Origin of the sequence: Corynebacterium liangguodongii (assembly GCF_003070865.1) — a bacterium.
Taxonomy (GTDB): domain Bacteria; phylum Actinomycetota; class Actinomycetes; order Mycobacteriales; family Mycobacteriaceae; genus Corynebacterium; species Corynebacterium liangguodongii.
On the sequence record NZ_CP026948.1, the window covers coordinates 1,906,233 to 1,923,606 of the forward strand.

Genomic DNA, 17,374 nt, shown 5'->3' on the forward strand with positions numbered 1-17,374 from the left:
GGCGTGGAGAGTATCGCGCGCTACCAATCCCCCCTTCTCAGCGACGCATCGGCGGCCGAACTCGCCGACGCGGACGCATCGCTTATCGACGCCTCAGGGGTCGCCTGGCACTACGGCAACCCCCTCGGCGAGCAGCGCGCGTTCGAGCGCGGCCCCGCGGTCGTCGACCGCTCCCACCGCGCCGTGCTCGCCGTATCGGGGCGGGACGCGGCGACGTTTCTTCACAATCTCCTGTCCCAGAAGCTCATCGATGCCCCCGAGGGTTTTGCCGCCGCGGCGCTCGACCTCGACGCCCAGGGGCGCATCCTGCACCACTGCGACCTCACCGTCCACGGCGACACCTTCTACCTCGATGTCCCCTCCTATCAGCGCGAGTCCTTCGAGGATTACTTGCGCAAGATGGTGTTTTGGTCGCAGGTGAGCATCGAGGCGAGCGACCTCGCCATCCTCACCATCCTTGGCGGCGACGCCACGGTGCCCCAGGCGCTTGCCCGCGCGCTCGGCGACCGGGCCGTCTTTACCCGCAGCGTCAAATGGTCACGGGCGGTGCCGAGGGTCGACGTCGCGGTGGCGCGCGGGGCGCTGCGGGAGGTCGTCGATACGCTTGCGCGCGAGGGGATCCCGCGGGCGGGCCTTATGGCGTATACCGCAGAGCGGGTCAAGGCCGGCGAGCCGGAACTGCGGGCTGACCTGGACGGCACGTCCATTCCCCACGAGGCGCCCTGGCTAATCGGCCGCGGCGCGCACGCCGGGGCGGTGCACTTGGACAAGGGCTGCTACCGCGGGCAGGAGACCGTGGCGCGCGTGGAAAACCTCGGCCGCTCCCCCCGCCTGCTCGTCACCGTCCACCTCGACGGCTCCGCCCCCGTCGATCCGGTGCCTGGGAGCGAGATCACACGGGCCGGGCGGCGCGTGGGCAGGCTGGGCACCGTCGTCCACGACGCCGACTTCGGCCCCATCGGCCTGGCGCTGCTCAAGCGCTCCGCCCTCGGCGCAGGCGAGCTCACCGTCGAGGCCGAGGTCCCCGTCGCCGCCGCCGTCGATCCCGACTCGCTGCCCGTTGACGAAGGCGAGAAGGCGGGTCGCAGGGCCGTCGAAAGGTTGAGAAAGGGCGAATAGATACCCCTTATAAACCCTGGTTAGGGGGTGGTTGAGATTTTTCCCGCGCAACAGGCTATAGTGTCTGGCAGGAATATACAGAAATGACGTTGAATGGCCACCCGATCACTCGGGTCGCCCTGCACACCACCTCAAGGGGGTCATGCCCATGGGTCGCGGACGCGCCAAAGCAAAGCAGACCAAGGTTGCTCGCCAGCTGAAGTACAACACTCCTGACATGGATCTGGATTCCCTCCAGCGTGAGCTCGCGGGCCAGCCCCCGGCGCGGAAGTTCGACGACGACGAGTTCGACGACCCCTACGGCGACTACGCCGACTGGGACCGCGAAGCCGGCCGCTAGCCCCGATTCACCACACACCCCCGCTCACTTCCCGCGGCGGGGGTGTGTTTTTGCCTCGCCTATCCTCGCCCTACCACTGCGGATAGGACCCGCCCAGCGCCGCGCGCGCGTGCTCGCCCTCGCCCGCCGCGCGGACCTCCCCGAGCACCCAGCTCTCGATGTGGCGCGCGGCGAGGATCGCCAGCGCGCGGTCGCGGTCCTCCGGGGCGACGACGGCGACCATACCGATGCCCATGTTGAAGGTCTTCTCCATCTCCTCCTGGGGGACCTCGCCGATGGCCTTGATGTAGCTGAAGATCGGCCCCGGCGTCCACGTCGAGCGGTGCATCTGTGCCACCTTGCCCTCCGGGATGATGCGCTCCATGTTGCCCACGAGCCCGCCGCCCGTGACGTGGCAGAAGGTCCGCACCGAGCACTCCGCGGCCAGCGCCAAGCAGTCGAGCGCGTAGATGCGGGTGGGAACGAGCAGCTCCTCGCCCAGGGTGCGCCCGAGCTCGTCGACGTGGGCGTCGAGCGCGAGCCCGGCGCGCTCGAGGAGCACGTGGCGCGCCAGCGAGTAGCCGTTGGAGTGGAGCCCGGACGACGCCATCGCGATGATGACGTCCCCCTCTCCCACCCTGTGCGGCCCGAGCAGCTCGTCGGCCTCGACCACGCCGACGGCGGTGGCGGAGACGTCGTAGTCGTCTGCCCCCATTACGCCGGGGTGCTCCGCGGTCTCCCCGCCGAGCAGCGCGCACCCGGCCTGCACGCAGCCCTCGGCGATACCGGAGACGATCCCTGCCACCTTTTCGGGGTAGACCTTTCCAATCGCGATGTAGTCCTGCAAAAACAGCGGCTCCGCGCCGCAGACCACGAGGTCATCGACGCACATGGCAACTAAGTCGATGCCGATCGTGTCGTGGATATCCATCGCCTGGGCGACGGCGAGCTTGGTGCCCACTCCGTCGGAGCCCGCGGCGAGCAGGGGCTCGCGGTACTTCCCGAGCGCGAAGAGCCCGGCGAATCCCCCGAGGCCCCCGCGCACCTCGGGGCGAGATGCCCGCTGGGCCAGGGGGGCGAAGAGTTCGACCGCGCGGTCGCCGGCCTCGATGGAGACACCCGCAGCCTCGTAGGACACCGGAGCGTGCGGGGCGTTCGGGGGCGTAGTGGGTCTGCTCATGGCTAGTTGTCACCTTTCTGCATGCGGCGGACGAGGTCGGCGTTCGGGTTGCCCTCCGGCAGGCCGAGCGGGTAGTTACCGGTAAAACACGCCGCGCACAGGGTCTCGGCGGGCTGTTTCGTGGCGGCGATCATGTCGTCGGTAGGAACGAACGCGAGGGAATCGGCGCCGATCATCGTGCGTATCGATTCCACGGTCGCCGCCTCGTCGACGCCTCCGCCGTTGTTGGCGATGAGCTCGCCGGGGCTGGCGAAGTCGATACCATAGAAGCACGGCCACTTCACCGGGGGCGAGGCGATACGCACGTGGACCTCGGCCGCACCGGCCTCCCGGAGCATCTTGATGAGCTTGCGCTGCGTGTTGCCGCGCACGATCGAGTCGTCGACAACGACGAGCTTCTTGCCCTCGATGATCTCGCGCACGGGGTTGAGCTTCAGGCGCAGGCCCAGCTGGCGTAGCGTGTCGGAGGGCTGGATGAACGTGCGGCCAACGTAGGCGTTTTTCATCAGGCCCTGCTTAAACGGGATTCCCGACTCCTCGGCGTACCCAATCGCCGAGGGGGTACCCGATTCCGGCACCGGCATGACAAGGTCGGCCTCGACGGGCTCGATGCGCGCTAGCCTGCGCCCGATTTCGATGCGCGAGGCGTGCACCGAACGCCCCTCGATCACAGAGTCCGGGCGGGCAACGTAGACGTACTCGAAGACGCAGTGGGCGCGCGGGGTTGAGGCGAAGCGCTCGGTGTGGACCCCGGATTCATCGATCGTGATGAGCTCCCCCGGCTCGATGTCTCGCACGTGGGTCGCGCCCACGATGTCGAGCGCGCAGGTCTCCGAGGCCACCACCCAGCCCCGCTCGAGCCTGCCCAGGCAAAGCGGGCGCACGCCGTGGGCGTCGCGCGCAGCGTAGAGCGTGTGGCCATCGGTAAACATGAAGCAGAAGGCGCCCTGGACGGTCGGGAGGACCGTCCTCGCGGCGTCGAGAAGCGATGCCTCGCCCCTGATCTCATCGGTCAAAAGAGCCGAGACCACCGCGGTATCGGACGAGGAGCCCTGCCCCTCGACGCCCCGGGCCGGAATGAGGCCCCGCTCGATGGCATTGTCCTGCAGCTCCTGGTAGTTGGTCAGGTTGCCGTTGTGGGCCAGCGCGACGTCCGTGCCGTTGGGGGAGGTGCGAAACATCGGCTGGACGTTTTCCCAGTTCTCTCCCCCGGCTGTGGAATAGCGGGTGTGGCCGATGGCGACGTCGCCCTGGAGGGCATCGAGCACCGACTGGTCGAAGACCTGCGAGACCAACCCGGTGTCTTTGAACACCACGATGTTCTCGCGGTCCCCCACCGCAATGCCCGCGCCCTCCTGGCCGCGGTGCTGGAGGGCGAACAGGCCAAAATAGGTCAGCTTGGACACATCCTCGCCCGGGGCCCAGACGCCGAAGACTCCGCACTCCTCGTGCGGGGCATCATCGCGTTCTACAGATGCAATCTGATCGCTGTGCACGTGCCCCACCTTATCGGATTACCCCTTATCAATCGCAATCACGGGAAGTCCGCGGGCCACCTCCGCGGCCCGGGAACCGGAGGCCTCGATGCGGCCCTGGGCCAACGCCTCGGCGAAGGTCTCCATACCCGTGGCCACGCGCAACCACGTGCGCGGGTCCATCTCCACGACGTTCGGCGGCGTTCCGCGGGTGTGTCGAGGGCCATCGATGAGCTGCACCGCGACAAACGGCGGAACCCGCAGCTCCACGGCGTGGCCCGGCAGCTCGGCGGCGAGCGTGCGGGCGGTGGTCCGACAGGCCGCGGCCAGCTCCTTGCGAGGGGGCTCCTCGCCGCCGTCACGGAGCCAGTCAGCGACTGCCAAGACAGCCTGCCGTGTCACGCTAGGATCACTCTTCAGCGCAGCCATGAACCACATACTAATGTGTTGGATCATGGAAACCCCCGTTGCAGCAACGAAGTCCTCGCGTTCGATCCTGCGTTTCATGGCAGCGCCCAGCGATATCCTCCACGCGGGCGCGCAAGGCGTCTCCGGTGGTCGCGTGCTCCAATGGATAGACAAGGCTGCCTACGCCTGCGCCGTCCAATGGTCCGGCTCCTACTGTGTGACCGCCTATGTTGGCCACATTCACTTCACCCGGCCGATCCCGTCAGGGCACATCGTGGAGGTGCGCTCCCGCATCGCCATGACCGGCCGAACCTCCATGCACATCGTCAACGAGGTCCTCTCCGCTGATCCGCGCGAAGGGGTCTTTACCCGCGCCTGTGACTGCCTCGTCATCTTCATTGCCAAAAACCCGGAGACCGGCGAGAAGGTGGAGGTGCCCACCTTCGTCCCCGCCGATGCGGAGGACGAGCGCACCTTAGCGGCCGCGCAGTCGCGCATCGAGCTGCGCAGGGCCATTGACGAGGAGATGCGCACGCAGACCTACACCGACGATTCCACCGCCCCGCGCACGATCCACCGGTTCTTGGCCAAGCCGACCGACGTGAACTGGGGCGGCAAAGTCCACGGCGGCAGCGCGATGGAGTGGATCGACGAGGCGGCCACGGCTTGCACCATGGAATGGTCCGGTGAGCGTACCGTCGCCGTCTACGCCGGCAGCATCCGCTTTCAAAAGCCGATCTCCATCGGCGACCTCGTCGAGGTTGACGCGCGCATCACGCGTACCGACGCCCGCTCGATGCACATTGCAGTCCAGGTCCGCAGCGGCAACCCGCGCGGCGGCCGCCATGCGCTCACGCACGCCATCCACGCGACGTTTACCTACCTCGCCGTCGACCTCGACGGACAGCCGCTGCCCGCCCGGCAGTTCACCCCCGTCACGGAGGAGGACAAGCGGCTGTGGGATCACACCCGGGTGCTCAAGGAGCTGCGCCAGCGCTACACCCCTGAGCCGCTCGTGCGGCCCGCCGACGCGCAGCAGCACATCGACTAGGCCGGCGCTCTAGGCCGCGCCTAGTCCTGCGCTCTAGGCCGGGGAGTTCGGCGCGAAGGCGTGGTCGAACAGCCCCGGCAGCGTGGTCGACCACGCCGCTGCGAGCTCGACGAGCGAGATCGATTCGCCGGCGACCGAGATCTCGCCGCTGGAATTGGTGCTGCCCAGCACCGCGACCGGGATGCCAGCTTCGCTCGCGCGCTGCACCGCGGTATCGGCGCGATCCGCGGTCACCGCGACGAGGACGCGGGAGGCGGATTCGGAAAACAGTGCGGTAAACGCGTCGTCGCACACCCCGGATAGCTCGATCTCGGCGCCCTTTCCGGAGCCCAGCAGCATTTCGAAGAGCGCCTGGGCCAGCCCGCCCTCGGAAAGGTCGTGGGCCGCCAACACCTCTCCGTTTCCGGCGAAGAACTCCGCGAGGCGCGCCTCGTTGGCAAGATCCACCCGCGGGGGCAGACCAGTAAGCCCGGCACCGGAGACCTCTTGCCAGACCGATCCGCCGAACTCGTCGAAGGTCTCGCCAAGCAGCAGCAGCGTGACGTCTTCGCCACCCGCCGGCAGCGCGTGCCTGATCGCGTCCGCGACGTCCTCAATAACGCCCAGGACGCCGACGACCGGGGTCGGCAGGATCGGGGTCTCTCCGGTCTGGTTGTAGAAGGAGACGTTGCCGCCGGAGACGGGAATGCCGAGCTCAACGGCGCCATCGGCGAGGCCGTGCACGGCCTCGCGGAACTGCCACATCACGTCCGGGTTTTCCGGCGAGCCGAAGTTGAGGCAGTTGGTCACGGCCACCGGGCGCGCCCCGGTCACGGCGACGTTGCGGTAGGCCTCCGCGAGCGCAAGGCGAGCGCCCATGTTCGGATCGAGGTAGGTGTAGCGACCCGAGGCGTCCGCCGAGACGGCCACGCCGCGGCGGGTCTCCTCGTTGATGCGCAGCACACCGGAGTCCGCGTAGTGGGCGGCCACGGTGTTGCCGCCCACGTAGCGGTCGTACTGCTCAGTGATGAAATCCCGGGAGCACAGAGCGGGCGATGCCACCATGCGCAGCCACGCCTCAGCGAGGGTGGCGGGCTTTACCACCCCGCCGAACTCCTGGACGCCGTCCTGCCACTCCGGGCGCGCGAAGGGCCGCTCGTAGACGGGGGCCTCGTCCGCGATTGTCGACGGCGGCGCATCCACCACGACCTCACCGTTGTGTTCAATGACGAGGCGGTCGCTCTCGCCGGTGACCTCGCCGATGACGGCGGCGCCGACCTCCCACTTCGCGCAGATCTCCATGAAGCGATCGACGTTGGCGGGCTCGACGACCGCGCACATGCGTTCCTGCGACTCGGAGGCGAGGATCTCTGCTGCGGTCATGTTCTCCGCGCGCAGCGGCACGGCGTCGAGATTGACGCGCATCCCGCCGTCGCCGGAGGCCGCCAGCTCCGAGGTGGCGCACGCCAACCCGGCCCCGCCGAGGTCCTGGATGCCCACGACCACGCCGGAGTGGTAGAGCTCGAGGCAGCATTCGATCAAGACCTTCTCCGCGAAGGGGTCGCCCACCTGCACGGCGGGAAGCTTGCGCTCGGCACCCTCTTCGAAGGTCTCGGAGGCGAGGACGGACACGCCGCCGATGCCATCGAGGCCGGTGCGGGAGCCGAACAGGATGACCTTGTTGCCGGTGCCGGAGGCAAAGGCAAGCTTGAGGTCTTCCACCTTCAACGTCCCCACACACAGCGCGTTGACCAGGGGGTTGCCCGCGTAGGTCTCATCGAACACCGTCTCGCCGCCGATGTTGGGCAGCCCCAAGCAGTTGCCGTAGCCGCCGATGCCGGCAACGACGCCGGGCAGCACCCGCTTGGTATCGGGCGCATCGGCCGGGCCGAAGCGCAGCTGGTCCATCACGGCGATCGGGCGCGCGCCCATGGCCATGATGTCGCGCACGATGCCGCCCACGCCCGTGGCCGCGCCCTGGTAAGGCTCGACGTAGGAGGGGTGGTTGTGGGACTCCACGCGGAATGTCACCGCGTCACCGCCCCCGATGTCGACCACGCCGGCGTTCTCGCCGATGCCGGCGAGCAGCTTGGCGCCCATCTCTTCGGTCATGGTCTCGCCGAAGTAGCGCAGGTGCACCTTGGAGGACTTATACGAGCAGTGCTCCGACCACATCACGGAGTAGACGGTGAGCTCGGCGTCCGTCGGGCGGCGGCCGAGGATGTCCACAATGCGCTGGTACTCGTCGTCCTTCAGGCCCAGCTCGCGGTACGGCTGCTCCTGCTCCGGGGTGGCCTTGGCGTTATCGACGGTGTCGTTGTGCACGGTCATCCTTGACTTACGCTCCAATCGTTGAGATGGCGGATAGGAACAGCCCTAACCCATCCGTAGACGGGCCGGTGAGCAGCTCCACGGCGTGCTCTGGGTGCGGCATGAGGCCGACGACGCGGCCGGTCTCGTTGGTCACGCCCGCAATAGCGTTCGCGGAACCGTTGAAGTTCTCGGTGTAGCGGAAGACCACGCGCCCTTCTTTCTCCAGGCGCTCGACGGTCTCCGGCGCGGCCTGGAAGCGGCCCTCTCCGTGCTTTGCGGGCACGAAGATCTTCTCCCCCGGCTCGAAGTTCGAGGTCCACGCGGTGGAGTTGTTCTCCACGACGAGGTGGGTATCTACGCAGTGGAACAGGAGGTTTTCGTTGCGGGTTAACGCGCCCGGCAGCAGCCCGGCCTCGGTGAGGATCTGGAAACCGTTGCAGATTCCGAGTACCGGCATGCCCTTCTTCGCTGCCTCCACGACCGCGCCCATCATCGGGGCCTGCGCGGCAATCGCGCCGGAGCGCAGGTAGTCGCCGTAGGAAAATCCACCGGGGACAATTACGGCGTCGACCCCGGTGAGGTCGTCGTCGGCATGCCAGAGCGCCTTCGGCTCGGCGCCCGCGACGCGGACGGCGCGCTGCGCGTCGACGTCGTCAAGCGTGCCTGGGAAGGTGATCACGCCGATGGTTGCGCTCATCGCACAACCTCGAAGTCCTCGATGACGGTGTTGGCCAGCAGTGTCTCGGCGACGCGCTTGATCTCGGCGTCCGAGACCGAGTCATCGACCTCGATCTCGAAGCGCTTGCCCTGGCGCACATCGGCGACGCCTCCGACGCCGATCCGGCCGAGCGCGCGCAGGACCGCCTGGCCCTGCGGATCAAGAATTTCTGCCTTCGGCATGACATTTACAACGACACGAGCCATGGGGTTCCTTCGTTTCTTGTGCAGCTTTTTCTGCGGTTTCTGCGGGTCTTACGACGCGCCCAAGTATATCGGACGGGCCCGGCGGTCCGTGAGTGCGGCCGAGGCGGGTGAAGGGAGCGTAAACAATCGGCAAATTCTCATGATTCACTCAGCAAACCTATAAGCGCGGCGCTATCTTGTCTGCGAGCACCCCGCAGAGAAAGGATCCCCCGCCGTGTCCCCCACCCGCCGCGCGATCGGCACCGCCGTGTCCATCGCCATCGCCGCAGGCTCCTTGTCCGTAGCCTCCCCAGCCCGCGCCGCAGTCGATGGCAGCAACGTCGTCATCAACGAGGTCTACGGCGGCGGGGGTAACAGCGGCTCGGTCTACACGTACGACTTCGTCGAGCTCTACAACCCCACCGACGCCCCGATCGACGTCACCGGGTGGACGATGGAGCAGCGCTCCAAGGGAGACACGCTGAACAAGGCCGTCACTTTGAGCGGCACGGTACCCGCGAAGGGCTACTTCCTCATCCAGGGCGACGCCGGCGCCACACCCTCGCAGGACCTGCCGGCCGCAGACCAGGTGAGCCAGTTCGGCTTCGGTGGCTCGGAGGCCATCGCCGCGCTTCTCGACGCCACAGGCGCCACCGCGGACCTCGTCGGCTGGGGCGCAGCCACGAGATTCGAGGGCACGCCCGCCGCGAAGGTGTCAAACTCGACCTCCATCCAGCGCTCATCCGCGGGCGTAGACACCGACAACAACGCCGCCGACTTCTTCCAGGGCGCCCCCACCCCGCAGGCCTCCGGCGGGGCCGCTCCTGTCGATCCCGTTGATCCTGCTCCCGCGGAGGTCTCCATCGCGGAGATCCAGGGCACGGGTGCTGCCTCCCCGCTGGCGGGGCGCAACGTGGTCACCCGCGGGGTCGTGACCGCTTCCTACCCGGAGGGCGGCAAGAAGGGCTTCTACCTCCAGACCGCCGGGACCGGGGCGGCCGCGAAGAACCCGGGCGAGGCCTCCGACGGCATCTTCGTCTACATGGGCCCGCGCACCGATTACCCCGCGGTCGGCGCATCCGTGCAGGTGGCAGGTACGGTTTCCGAGTTCAAGGAGGTCACCCAGCTCACGGCCACGGCGATCACCCCGATCGAGGCTCTCGCCGCGCCGAGCGCGATCGCCATTGAGCACCTGCCCGCGGGCAATGAGGCGCGCGAGCCCTACGAGGGCATGCTCGTGCGGCCGGGTGGTGCGTACACGGTGACCAACAACTACTCGCTCAACAAGTTCGGCGAGGTCGGCCTCGCCCCCGGTACGTTGGCGCACCGCAGCCCGACCGACGTTGTTTTGCCTGGCACCGCCGCCAACGATCTGCAGGCCAAGCAAAACGCGGAGATCGTCTACCTTGACGACGGCCGCACCGCGAACTACTTCAACACCGACAAGTCCACGCCGCTGCCCTACATCGTCACCTCGGACGGCGGGATCAAGTCCCTGCGCACCGGCGACGGCGTGTCCTTCCAGACCGACGTGGTTGTCGACTACGCCTTCGACCAGTGGCGCTTCCAGCCGCTCGAGCCCATCACCGGCAAGAACACCGCCGGCGAGCTGCCGATTACCTGGCAGGACTCCCGCGCGGCGACCCTCGAGGTGCCAGCCTCCGTGCGCGGCGAGTTCTCCATCGCTTCGTTCAACGTGCTCAACTACTTCACCTCGCTCGGCCAAGACACAGCCGGCTGCGGGGCCTACACCGACATGTACGGCAACCCGGTGGCCACCAACGGCTGCACGGTGCGCGGCGCATACACCCCGGAGGCGCTCGCCGACCAACAGGCGAAGATCGTCGCAGCGATTAACCGCCTCGACGTCAGCGTGCTGGGCCTGGAGGAGATTGAGAACACCGCAACCGTCACCGGCGACGTCGCGCGCCGCGACGAGGCGCTGGGCACGCTTGTCGACGCCTTAAACTCCGCCGGCGGAAACTGGGCCTACGTTGCCTCCCCCACCCAGCTTGGTACCGATGAGGACTACATTCGCACCGCCTTCATCTACAACAAGGACGAGGTCGAACCGGTCGGCGAGTCCCGCATCTTCGACGACCCTGCGTTTACCGGCATGGCCCGTCAGCCCCTCGCCCAAGAGTTCAAGCCTGTGGGCGATGACGGCGCACGCAGCTTCGTCGCCATCGTCAACCACTTCAAGTCCAAGGGCTCGGTGGCCAACGGCGACGCAGATTCCGGCGACGGGCAGGGCAACAATGCTCAGGTGCGGCTCGCCCAAGCCACCGCGCTCATCGACCACCTGGACAAGCAGGACGACTGGGCCGACAAACCCGTGTTCATCCTCGGCGACCTGAACTCCTACTCCATGGAAGACGCGGTGCGCCACATCGAGCAGGAAGGCTTCACCAACATCGCCTCGCGCCGCGACTTCGACGGCGCCTCCTACCAGTTCTCCGCACAGCTCGGCTCCCTCGACCACGTGCTGGCCAACGAAAAGGCCGCTGCGCTCGTGCAAGACGCCGCGGTGTGGAACATCAACGCCGACGAGCCGGTCGCCTTCGAGTACTCGCTGCGTAACTACAACGTGCAGGACTTCTACGCAGCCGACCCGTTCCGCTCCTCCGACCACGACCCGATCAAGGTCGGGTTCAATCTCGCTGAAACGGTAGACCAGCCCACGAAGACGCTGGTCCGCATCGAGCTCGCCGACAACGGAGACCTGATCGCGGTATACACCGATGGCACGACGGAGACGCGCGAGGTCGTCGGCAACGTGCTTGGCCAGGATGGCGCTGCTGGTCGTGGCGTCGAGAAGTTCGAGATCAACGCCTCCGGTGAGCTCGTGGTCACCTACACCGACGGAACCAGCGAGAACCTCGGCAAGGTGACCGGCGATAAGGGCGAGAAGGGTGAGCCGGGCCAGCCTGGCGCCGACGGCAAAGACGGTGCAGACGGTAAAGACGGCCGTGGCGTCGAGAAGTTCGAGATCAACGCCTCCGGTGAGCTCGTGGTCACCTACACCGACGGAACCAGCGAGAACCTCGGCAAGGTGACCGGAGATAAGGGCGAGAAGGGTGAGCCGGGCCAGCCTGGCACCGACGGCAAAGACGGTGCCGACGGTAAAGACGGCCGTGGCGTCGAGAAGTTCGAGATCAACGCCTACGGTGAGCTCGTGGTCACCTACACCGATGGAACCAGCGAGAACCTCGGCAAAGTCACCGGAGACAAAGGCGACAAAGGCGAGCCCGGCCAGCCTGGCACCAACGGCAAAGACGGTGCCGACGGTAAAGACGGCCAGAAGCCCGGAGACTCCTCGACAGGTAGCTCCAGCGGACTGCTTGGGGGCATTATTGGTGCGCTCGTGGGTGCAACCGGCATCGCTGCCTTGATTGCCGCTGCGGTGAACTTCCTCTACCCGGGTGGTGTCTCCGCTATCCTCGCCCGTATGGGCTTCTAGGGCACCAGGGACTCTGCCGCTGCGGAGTCCCACCGAGTTGCACCAGGGACTCTGCCGCTGCGGAGTCCCACCGAGTTGCACCAGGGACTCTGCCGCTGCGGAGTCCCACCGAGTTGCACCAGGGACTCTGCCGCTGCGGAGTCCCACCGAGTTGCACCAGGGACTCTGCCGCTGCGGAGTCCCACCGAGTTGCACCAGGGACTCTGCCGCTGCGGAGTCCCACCGAGTTGCACCAGGGACTCTGCCGCTGCGGAGTCCCACCGAGTTGCACCAGGGACTCTGCCGCTGCGGAGTCCCACCGAGTTGCACCAGGGACTCTGCCGCTGCGGAGTCAAACTTCTACCAGGAGCTATGCCAGGAAACTACGGTAATCGGCCGGTTCGGCTCCTTCATCGACCGCCGCTGCTGCGGCATCGATAAAGTCGCGGCGCACCTTCTTTTTCCCAAGCTCACGGCCCGAGACCGATAGGCGAATGATGTTTCCCCGCGATGCACCCCGCTCAGCCGCCCGGATGATGTTGCGCCGCCACCAGCGCGCCGCGCCGTAGCCTTCGCCAACGGAGAGGTTGCGGCACTGGTAGAACATGCCGGTGTCGGTCTGGTGCAGGCCCTTCGTCGACGCCACCAAAAGGAAGCCGAAGTCCGGCAGCACCTTGAGGGTGCCCTCCGAGAGGTTCCAGCGCGGCGGCGCAAAGATGTTGAAGGTAAAACCCAACGACTCCATCTGGCGGGTCGCCCCGGCCAGGCGCAGGCGTGCCTCGTGGGCGGCAAGGGTGGCAAACTCCGCACGGCGGCCCTGAGCGGGCTGGTCGAAGCCGTTGAGGATGAGCGCGCGATCAACCTCGCGCTGGGCCTCGAGCCACTTTCGGGTCTTCTTGTCCTTCGCCAGGTGCCACTTCTTATCGATGTGCGGGGCCACCAAGAGCGAGACGGGGATCTCGGCGCGGTCGAGCTCGGTGACGAGGCGGTCGACGTCGTCAAGCGTGTCGTCGAAAATCGACGACACCGAAACAAGTACGTGGCCGGGCATGGTTACGATTATCGCACACACGGGGGCACCGCGCTGAGGCGATTGCGTTCCGGGGGTTTTGCTTGGCGCGCGGCGCGAGGACGCCCCGGACGGGCCCTTCTGAACGCCGCTCATGGTGCCCGCTCACGCAACATAAAGAATGACCAATATCGTTGCAGTATTGATCACTGCTCAGTAGGCTGGTTGTTGTCGGCAGCCGTCGACATTGAAAGGAAAGTCATGCGCACTGCTGTCATAGCATCGCCAACCTCACTTGCCCTTGGCGCAGGGGCTGCCGAACCTGCCCAGGCTGCACCGCTACGCTTCCCAACATCCACCTACAACGACGCTATCGCTCCCACGTCGAGCGATTCTGCGCCGAGCGTTTCTTCCGCGGTGTACTACGAACTTGAGAACGATTCTTTCGAAATTTCTAGGCCAGTAGCGCAGAGCCTTGGGTATCGCGAGAGCGAAATCCACAGATTCGAAGGTAATCTCTCCGCGCTTACTCCCGCGGAATCGCGGCAACTTGCCGAAGTTCTGGGACTGAACATTCAGGCATCGAAGGAACAGCGCGCGGTACCCGCTGTGATTTGGGTGATAGCCGCCGCGATTGGCGGAGCAGCGGCCGATGAAATCATCGGCCAGGTAACCAACTGGGGAATTGGCTCCGCGTGCCGTAACCTCAATGGGCGGTGGGGAACCTTCGACGATTTCTGCCGGTCTAACGGCCACGTTTAGAAGAGGTGCCTCATGAGAAGTAAAAACCTTTGCATTACCCTCGCCGCGCTGATGTTTTCATTCCTGTTCTTCAGCATCAGAGACTGGGCGGCTACGGGTCGAACGTTCATCGACACATTCTCAGAATGGCAATACGCCGCTCAATTCCTCATTTTCTGGCTGGCAGGTTTCGCTGCCGCCCTGGTCGTCTTTTTCGGTATCGACTACCTCGCTACGCGCAACCGGGACACCCGCACGTAGTTCAGACTCGTTATAACCCCCGGCGCTACCTACCCATTGAAAGGGAGGTAGCGCCATTTCTTAGTGCACTACCACGCACTACTGCGCATCACTTCGTGGCCACCGCCCCCGACGTCGCAAGTACCCAGGCGTACTCGAACGCCGTCTGCTTCCACTGCGCGTAGCGGCCCGAAACGCCCCCGTGGCCCGCGGACATCTCGGTCTTAAGCAAGAACGTGCCCCCGGTGGCCACTTCGCGTAGCTTGGCAATCCACTTCGCGGGCTCGACGTAGAGCACGCGCGTGTCGTTCAGGCTGGTCACCGCCAAGATAGCCGGGTACTCCTGGGCCGAAACATTCTCGTAGGGCGCGTAGCTGGCGATGTAGTCGTAGGCCTCTGGGTCGTGATAGGGATCTCCCCACTCCTCCCACTCAGTCACCGTCAGCGGTAGCTCGGGCATGAGGATGGAGGTGAGCTGGTCCACGAAGGGCACCACCGCGAGGATGCCGGAGAACTTCTCCGGGGCGAGGTTGGCCACCGCGCCCATGAGCAGCCCGCCTGCCGATCCACCCTCGGCGACGATCTGGTCGTAGGTGGTCACTCCCTGTTTGACAAGAGCGTCGGCGCAGGCAATGAAGTCGGTGAACGTGTTGCGCTTGCGCATCATCTTGCCCTCGTCGTACCACAGGCGACCCATCTCGCCGCCGCCGCGCACGTGCGCGCACGCCCACACCATTCCGCGGTCGAGCAGGCTCAGCCGCGCCACGGAGAAGTAGGGATCGGTGGAGTGCTCATAGGAGCCATAACCGTAGAGCAAGGTAGGAGCAGGCTTATCGACGTCCGCATCAGCCCGCCGCACCACCGACACCGGAACCTTCGTCCCATCCTCCGCCGTCGCCCACGCCCGCGTGGCCACGTAATCAGCCGGATCGTATCCGCCCTCGACCTCCTGCTCCTTGAGCAGAGTAAGGGAGCCGTCGGCGACGCGGTAGTCAAAGAGCTGCGCCGGCTGGGTAAACGAGGTGTAGGACACGCGCACCACCGGAGCGTCCCACTCCGGGTTTCCCCCGAGGCCCACGGTGTAGAGCTCCTCGTCGAATGCGAGCTCGCTGAACTCGCCGATCGTCCCGTCCGTCAGACCAGCCACCGCGAGCCTGCCAATGCCCCCGCGGCGGTACGCCGCGAAGAGGAAGTCGCGGTAGGCGTCGGTACCCTCGACGCGAACCGCATCGTCGTGGGCCACCAGTTCATCAAGCTCGCGTAGCGGCCGCTCCTGACCCACCGGGCAGGTGCCCACCGAGAAGTTCGGACCGTGCGCGTTATGCGTGACCACCCAGCGCTCCTCGCCGCCGACGACGGCTAAGTCAACGTCGTAGTCCACCCCGGCCTCGCGCTCCCAGAGCACGCGGAACTCGCCCTCAGGCTCATCGAGCCCCAGGACCCGCACCTCGCTCGTGGTCTTCGAGCTCGAGGCGATATACAGGTAGCGCTCGGCGCGGTCAGTGCCGACGCCGACGTTGAAGCGCTCATCGCGCTCCTCGAAGACAAGCACGTCCTCCGACTCGGCCGTGCCCAGCTTGTGGCGCCACACCTGGTGGGGGCGCCACGCGTCATCAACACGCAGGTAGAAGATGTAGTCATCCCCCGCCCACGTGGCACCGTAGAAGACGTCGGTGAGGTGGTCGTCGAAACGCATGCCCGACTCGATGTCCTTCACACACAGCTCGAAGCGCTCATCGCCTGAGGTGTCGAACGAGTAGGCTAAACGCTTGCCCGAGGGGGAGACGCTGGAGGCACCGAGCGAGAAGAACTCATGGCCGGCGGCGAGCTCGTTGATGTCGAGCAGGACGCTCTCGCCGGGCAGCGGGGAGCCGTCCTCTGGCAGCTGCGGCGGGGTCCAGGGGTGCTCCGTGGCCGCCTTGACGCGGCACGACACGCCGTAGTCCTTGCCTTCGATCGTGCGGCCGTAGTACCACCAGCCGCCCTTGCGCGTGGGCACGGACATGTCTGTCTCTTTCACGCGGCCCTTGATCTCGGAGTACACGGTGTCCGCAAGCTCGGAAAGATGCGCCGTGTTCGCCTCCGTATAGGCGTTTTCCGCCTCAAGGTAGGCGATGGTGGCCGGGTTCGTCTTCTCCCGCAGCCACTCGTAGTTATCCACCACCTCGCGCCCGTGGAACGAGCGGGTGATCGGGTGTTTTTCTGCCTTCGGTGCTTCGGTGCTCATAGGTGCCCTAGTCTAGCGCCGGGATCGAGCCTAGCGCCGGCACGTGGCACTAGGCGTTGGCTCCAGGCCAGGTGCAGAACTTCTCGCCGCTGAGCCGCTCGTAGGCCTCGATGTAGCGGTCCCGGGTCGCCTCCACGACCGCCCCCGGCAGCTCAGGCGGCTCGGTGCCCCCCGCCGGGCTCCAATTCGCCTTCGGCCCGGTGAGCCAGTTGCGCACGTACTGCTTATCAAAGCTGGGCTGAACCTTGCCCGGCTCGTAGGAATCGGCGGGCCAGTAGCGGGAGGAATCGGGGGTCAGCACTTCGTCCGCAAGCACGAGATTTCCCTCGGCATCGAGCCCGAACTCCAGCTTCGTATCCGCGAGGATAATCCCGCGGCTGAGCGCGTAGGCGGCCGCGGCGGAGTAGACCGCGAGCGTCGTCTCCTTCAGCTTCATCGCCAGCTCCTCCCCCAGCTTCGAGGCGACGTAAGAAAACGAAACGTTTTCGTCGTGCTCCCCCTGCTCAGCCTTCGTTGCCGGGGTGAAAATCGGCTCGGAGAGCCGCGAGGCCTCCACCAGCCCGGCGGGCAGCATCACGCCGCAGATCCGACCCGTGGCGTCGTACTCTTTCTTCCCCGAACCGGTGAGGTAGCCGCGCGCGACGCACTCAAACGGGATCATCTCTAAGCGCTTGACCACGTGGGCGCGACCGAGCACTTCCTCCGGGATGCGCTCATCAGTCACCGGGCCAGCGAGGTGGTTGGGCAGGCCGAGTTCCCTTTCGAGGAGGTCGAAGAACAAGGTGCTGGTAGCCGTGAGGATCCTGCCCTTGTCCGGGATTTCCGGGGTCAGCGAGTAGTCGAACGCGGAGATGCGATCCGTTGCCAGCATGAGCAAAGTGTCGCGGTCCACCTCATAGATCTCGCGGACCTTGCCCGCGGAGAGGTGGGTGTAATCGGATAACTCTGGGCGCATGATGTCAAAGCATAGT

General features: G+C 66.2%; 15 protein-coding genes. 6 read left to right on the plus strand and 9 right to left on the minus strand.

The window, feature by feature from the left end:
* The first annotated feature begins 3 nt into the window (after nt 1-3).
* Complete coding sequence (ygfZ, locus tag C3E79_RS09120) at nt 4-1,119, plus strand: CAF17-like 4Fe-4S cluster assembly/insertion protein YgfZ (protein WP_179948277.1); 1,116 nt, start codon at nt 4-6, stop codon at nt 1,117-1,119.
* Between the two features lie 148 nt (nt 1,120-1,267).
* Nucleotides 1,268-1,459, plus strand: a complete 192-nt coding sequence (locus C3E79_RS09125; RefSeq protein WP_108404621.1) for a DUF3073 domain-containing protein — start codon at nt 1,268-1,270, stop codon at nt 1,457-1,459.
* Nucleotides 1,460-1,529: 70 nt separating this feature from the next.
* On the opposite strand, the gene purM is transcribed toward C3E79_RS09125, so the two are convergent.
* From purM to C3E79_RS09140, 3 genes are read right to left on the minus strand one after another with little or no spacing between them, the layout of a single operon-like run.
* Nucleotides 1,530-2,618, minus strand: a complete 1,089-nt coding sequence (purM, locus tag C3E79_RS09130) for a phosphoribosylformylglycinamidine cyclo-ligase (RefSeq protein WP_108404622.1) — start codon at nt 2,616-2,618, stop codon at nt 1,530-1,532.
* A 2-nt stretch (nt 2,619-2,620) separates the two neighbouring features.
* Nucleotides 2,621-4,114 (minus strand): amidophosphoribosyltransferase, encoded by a 1,494-nt coding sequence (gene purF / locus C3E79_RS09135; protein WP_235840614.1) that lies wholly within the window; start codon nt 4,112-4,114, stop codon nt 2,621-2,623.
* Nucleotides 4,115-4,132: 18 nt separating this feature from the next.
* Complete coding sequence (locus tag C3E79_RS09140) at nt 4,133-4,522, minus strand: sterol carrier family protein (protein WP_235840615.1); 390 nt, start codon at nt 4,520-4,522, stop codon at nt 4,133-4,135.
* Between the two features lie 25 nt (nt 4,523-4,547).
* Here C3E79_RS09140 and C3E79_RS09145 point away from each other — a divergent pair, with 25 nt between their 5' ends.
* Entirely contained in the window at nt 4,548-5,552 is a 1,005-nt protein-coding gene (locus tag C3E79_RS09145; RefSeq protein WP_108404625.1) for an acyl-CoA thioesterase, read from the plus strand.
* A gap of 33 nt (nt 5,553-5,585) precedes the next feature.
* On the opposite strand, the gene purL is transcribed toward C3E79_RS09145, so the two are convergent.
* Genes purL through purS form a run of 3 tightly spaced genes read right to left on the minus strand, consistent with a single transcriptional unit; the run spans nt 5,586 to nt 8,768 of the window.
* Entirely contained in the window at nt 5,586-7,862 is a 2,277-nt protein-coding gene (gene purL / locus C3E79_RS09150) for a phosphoribosylformylglycinamidine synthase subunit PurL (RefSeq protein ID WP_108404626.1), read from the minus strand.
* Between the two features lie 7 nt (nt 7,863-7,869).
* Nucleotides 7,870-8,541, minus strand: coding sequence for a phosphoribosylformylglycinamidine synthase subunit PurQ (gene purQ / locus C3E79_RS09155; RefSeq protein ID WP_108404627.1), 672 nt, complete (start codon nt 8,539-8,541; stop codon nt 7,870-7,872).
* A complete protein-coding gene (gene purS, locus C3E79_RS09160; RefSeq protein ID WP_108404628.1) occupies nt 8,538-8,768 on the minus strand; it encodes a phosphoribosylformylglycinamidine synthase subunit PurS in 231 nt (76 codons plus the stop codon). The genes purQ and purS overlap by 4 nt, the downstream gene beginning before the upstream one ends.
* Before the next feature lie 214 nt (nt 8,769-8,982).
* Between purS and C3E79_RS09165 the strand changes: the two genes are divergently transcribed.
* Nucleotides 8,983-12,207 carry an ExeM/NucH family extracellular endonuclease gene (locus C3E79_RS09165; RefSeq protein ID WP_108404629.1) on the plus strand — a complete coding sequence of 1,075 codons (3,225 nt, stop codon included), beginning with the start codon at nt 8,983-8,985 and terminating at the stop codon, nt 12,205-12,207.
* A 349-nt stretch (nt 12,208-12,556) separates the two neighbouring features.
* Here C3E79_RS09165 and C3E79_RS09170 read toward each other — a convergent pair whose 3' ends face one another.
* Entirely contained in the window at nt 12,557-13,237 is a 681-nt protein-coding gene (locus C3E79_RS09170) for a DUF2334 domain-containing protein (protein WP_108404630.1), read from the minus strand.
* A gap of 219 nt (nt 13,238-13,456) precedes the next feature.
* On the opposite strand from C3E79_RS09170, the gene C3E79_RS11420 reads away from it, so the two are divergent.
* A complete protein-coding gene (locus C3E79_RS11420) occupies nt 13,457-13,957 on the plus strand; it encodes a hypothetical protein (RefSeq protein ID WP_146183382.1) in 501 nt (166 codons plus the stop codon).
* 12 nt (nt 13,958-13,969) lie between these two features.
* Nucleotides 13,970-14,197 carry a hypothetical protein gene (locus C3E79_RS09175; protein ID WP_108404631.1) on the plus strand — a complete coding sequence of 76 codons (228 nt, stop codon included), beginning with the start codon at nt 13,970-13,972 and terminating at the stop codon, nt 14,195-14,197.
* Nucleotides 14,198-14,285: 88 nt separating this feature from the next.
* On the opposite strand, the gene C3E79_RS09180 is transcribed toward C3E79_RS09175, so the two are convergent.
* A complete protein-coding gene (locus C3E79_RS09180) occupies nt 14,286-16,403 on the minus strand; it encodes a S9 family peptidase (RefSeq protein WP_108404632.1) in 2,118 nt (705 codons plus the stop codon).
* 49 nt (nt 16,404-16,452) lie between these two features.
* Complete coding sequence (locus tag C3E79_RS09185; RefSeq protein ID WP_108404633.1) at nt 16,453-17,358, minus strand: phosphoribosylaminoimidazolesuccinocarboxamide synthase; 906 nt, start codon at nt 17,356-17,358, stop codon at nt 16,453-16,455.
* Nucleotides 17,359-17,374: the final 16 nt, after the last annotated feature.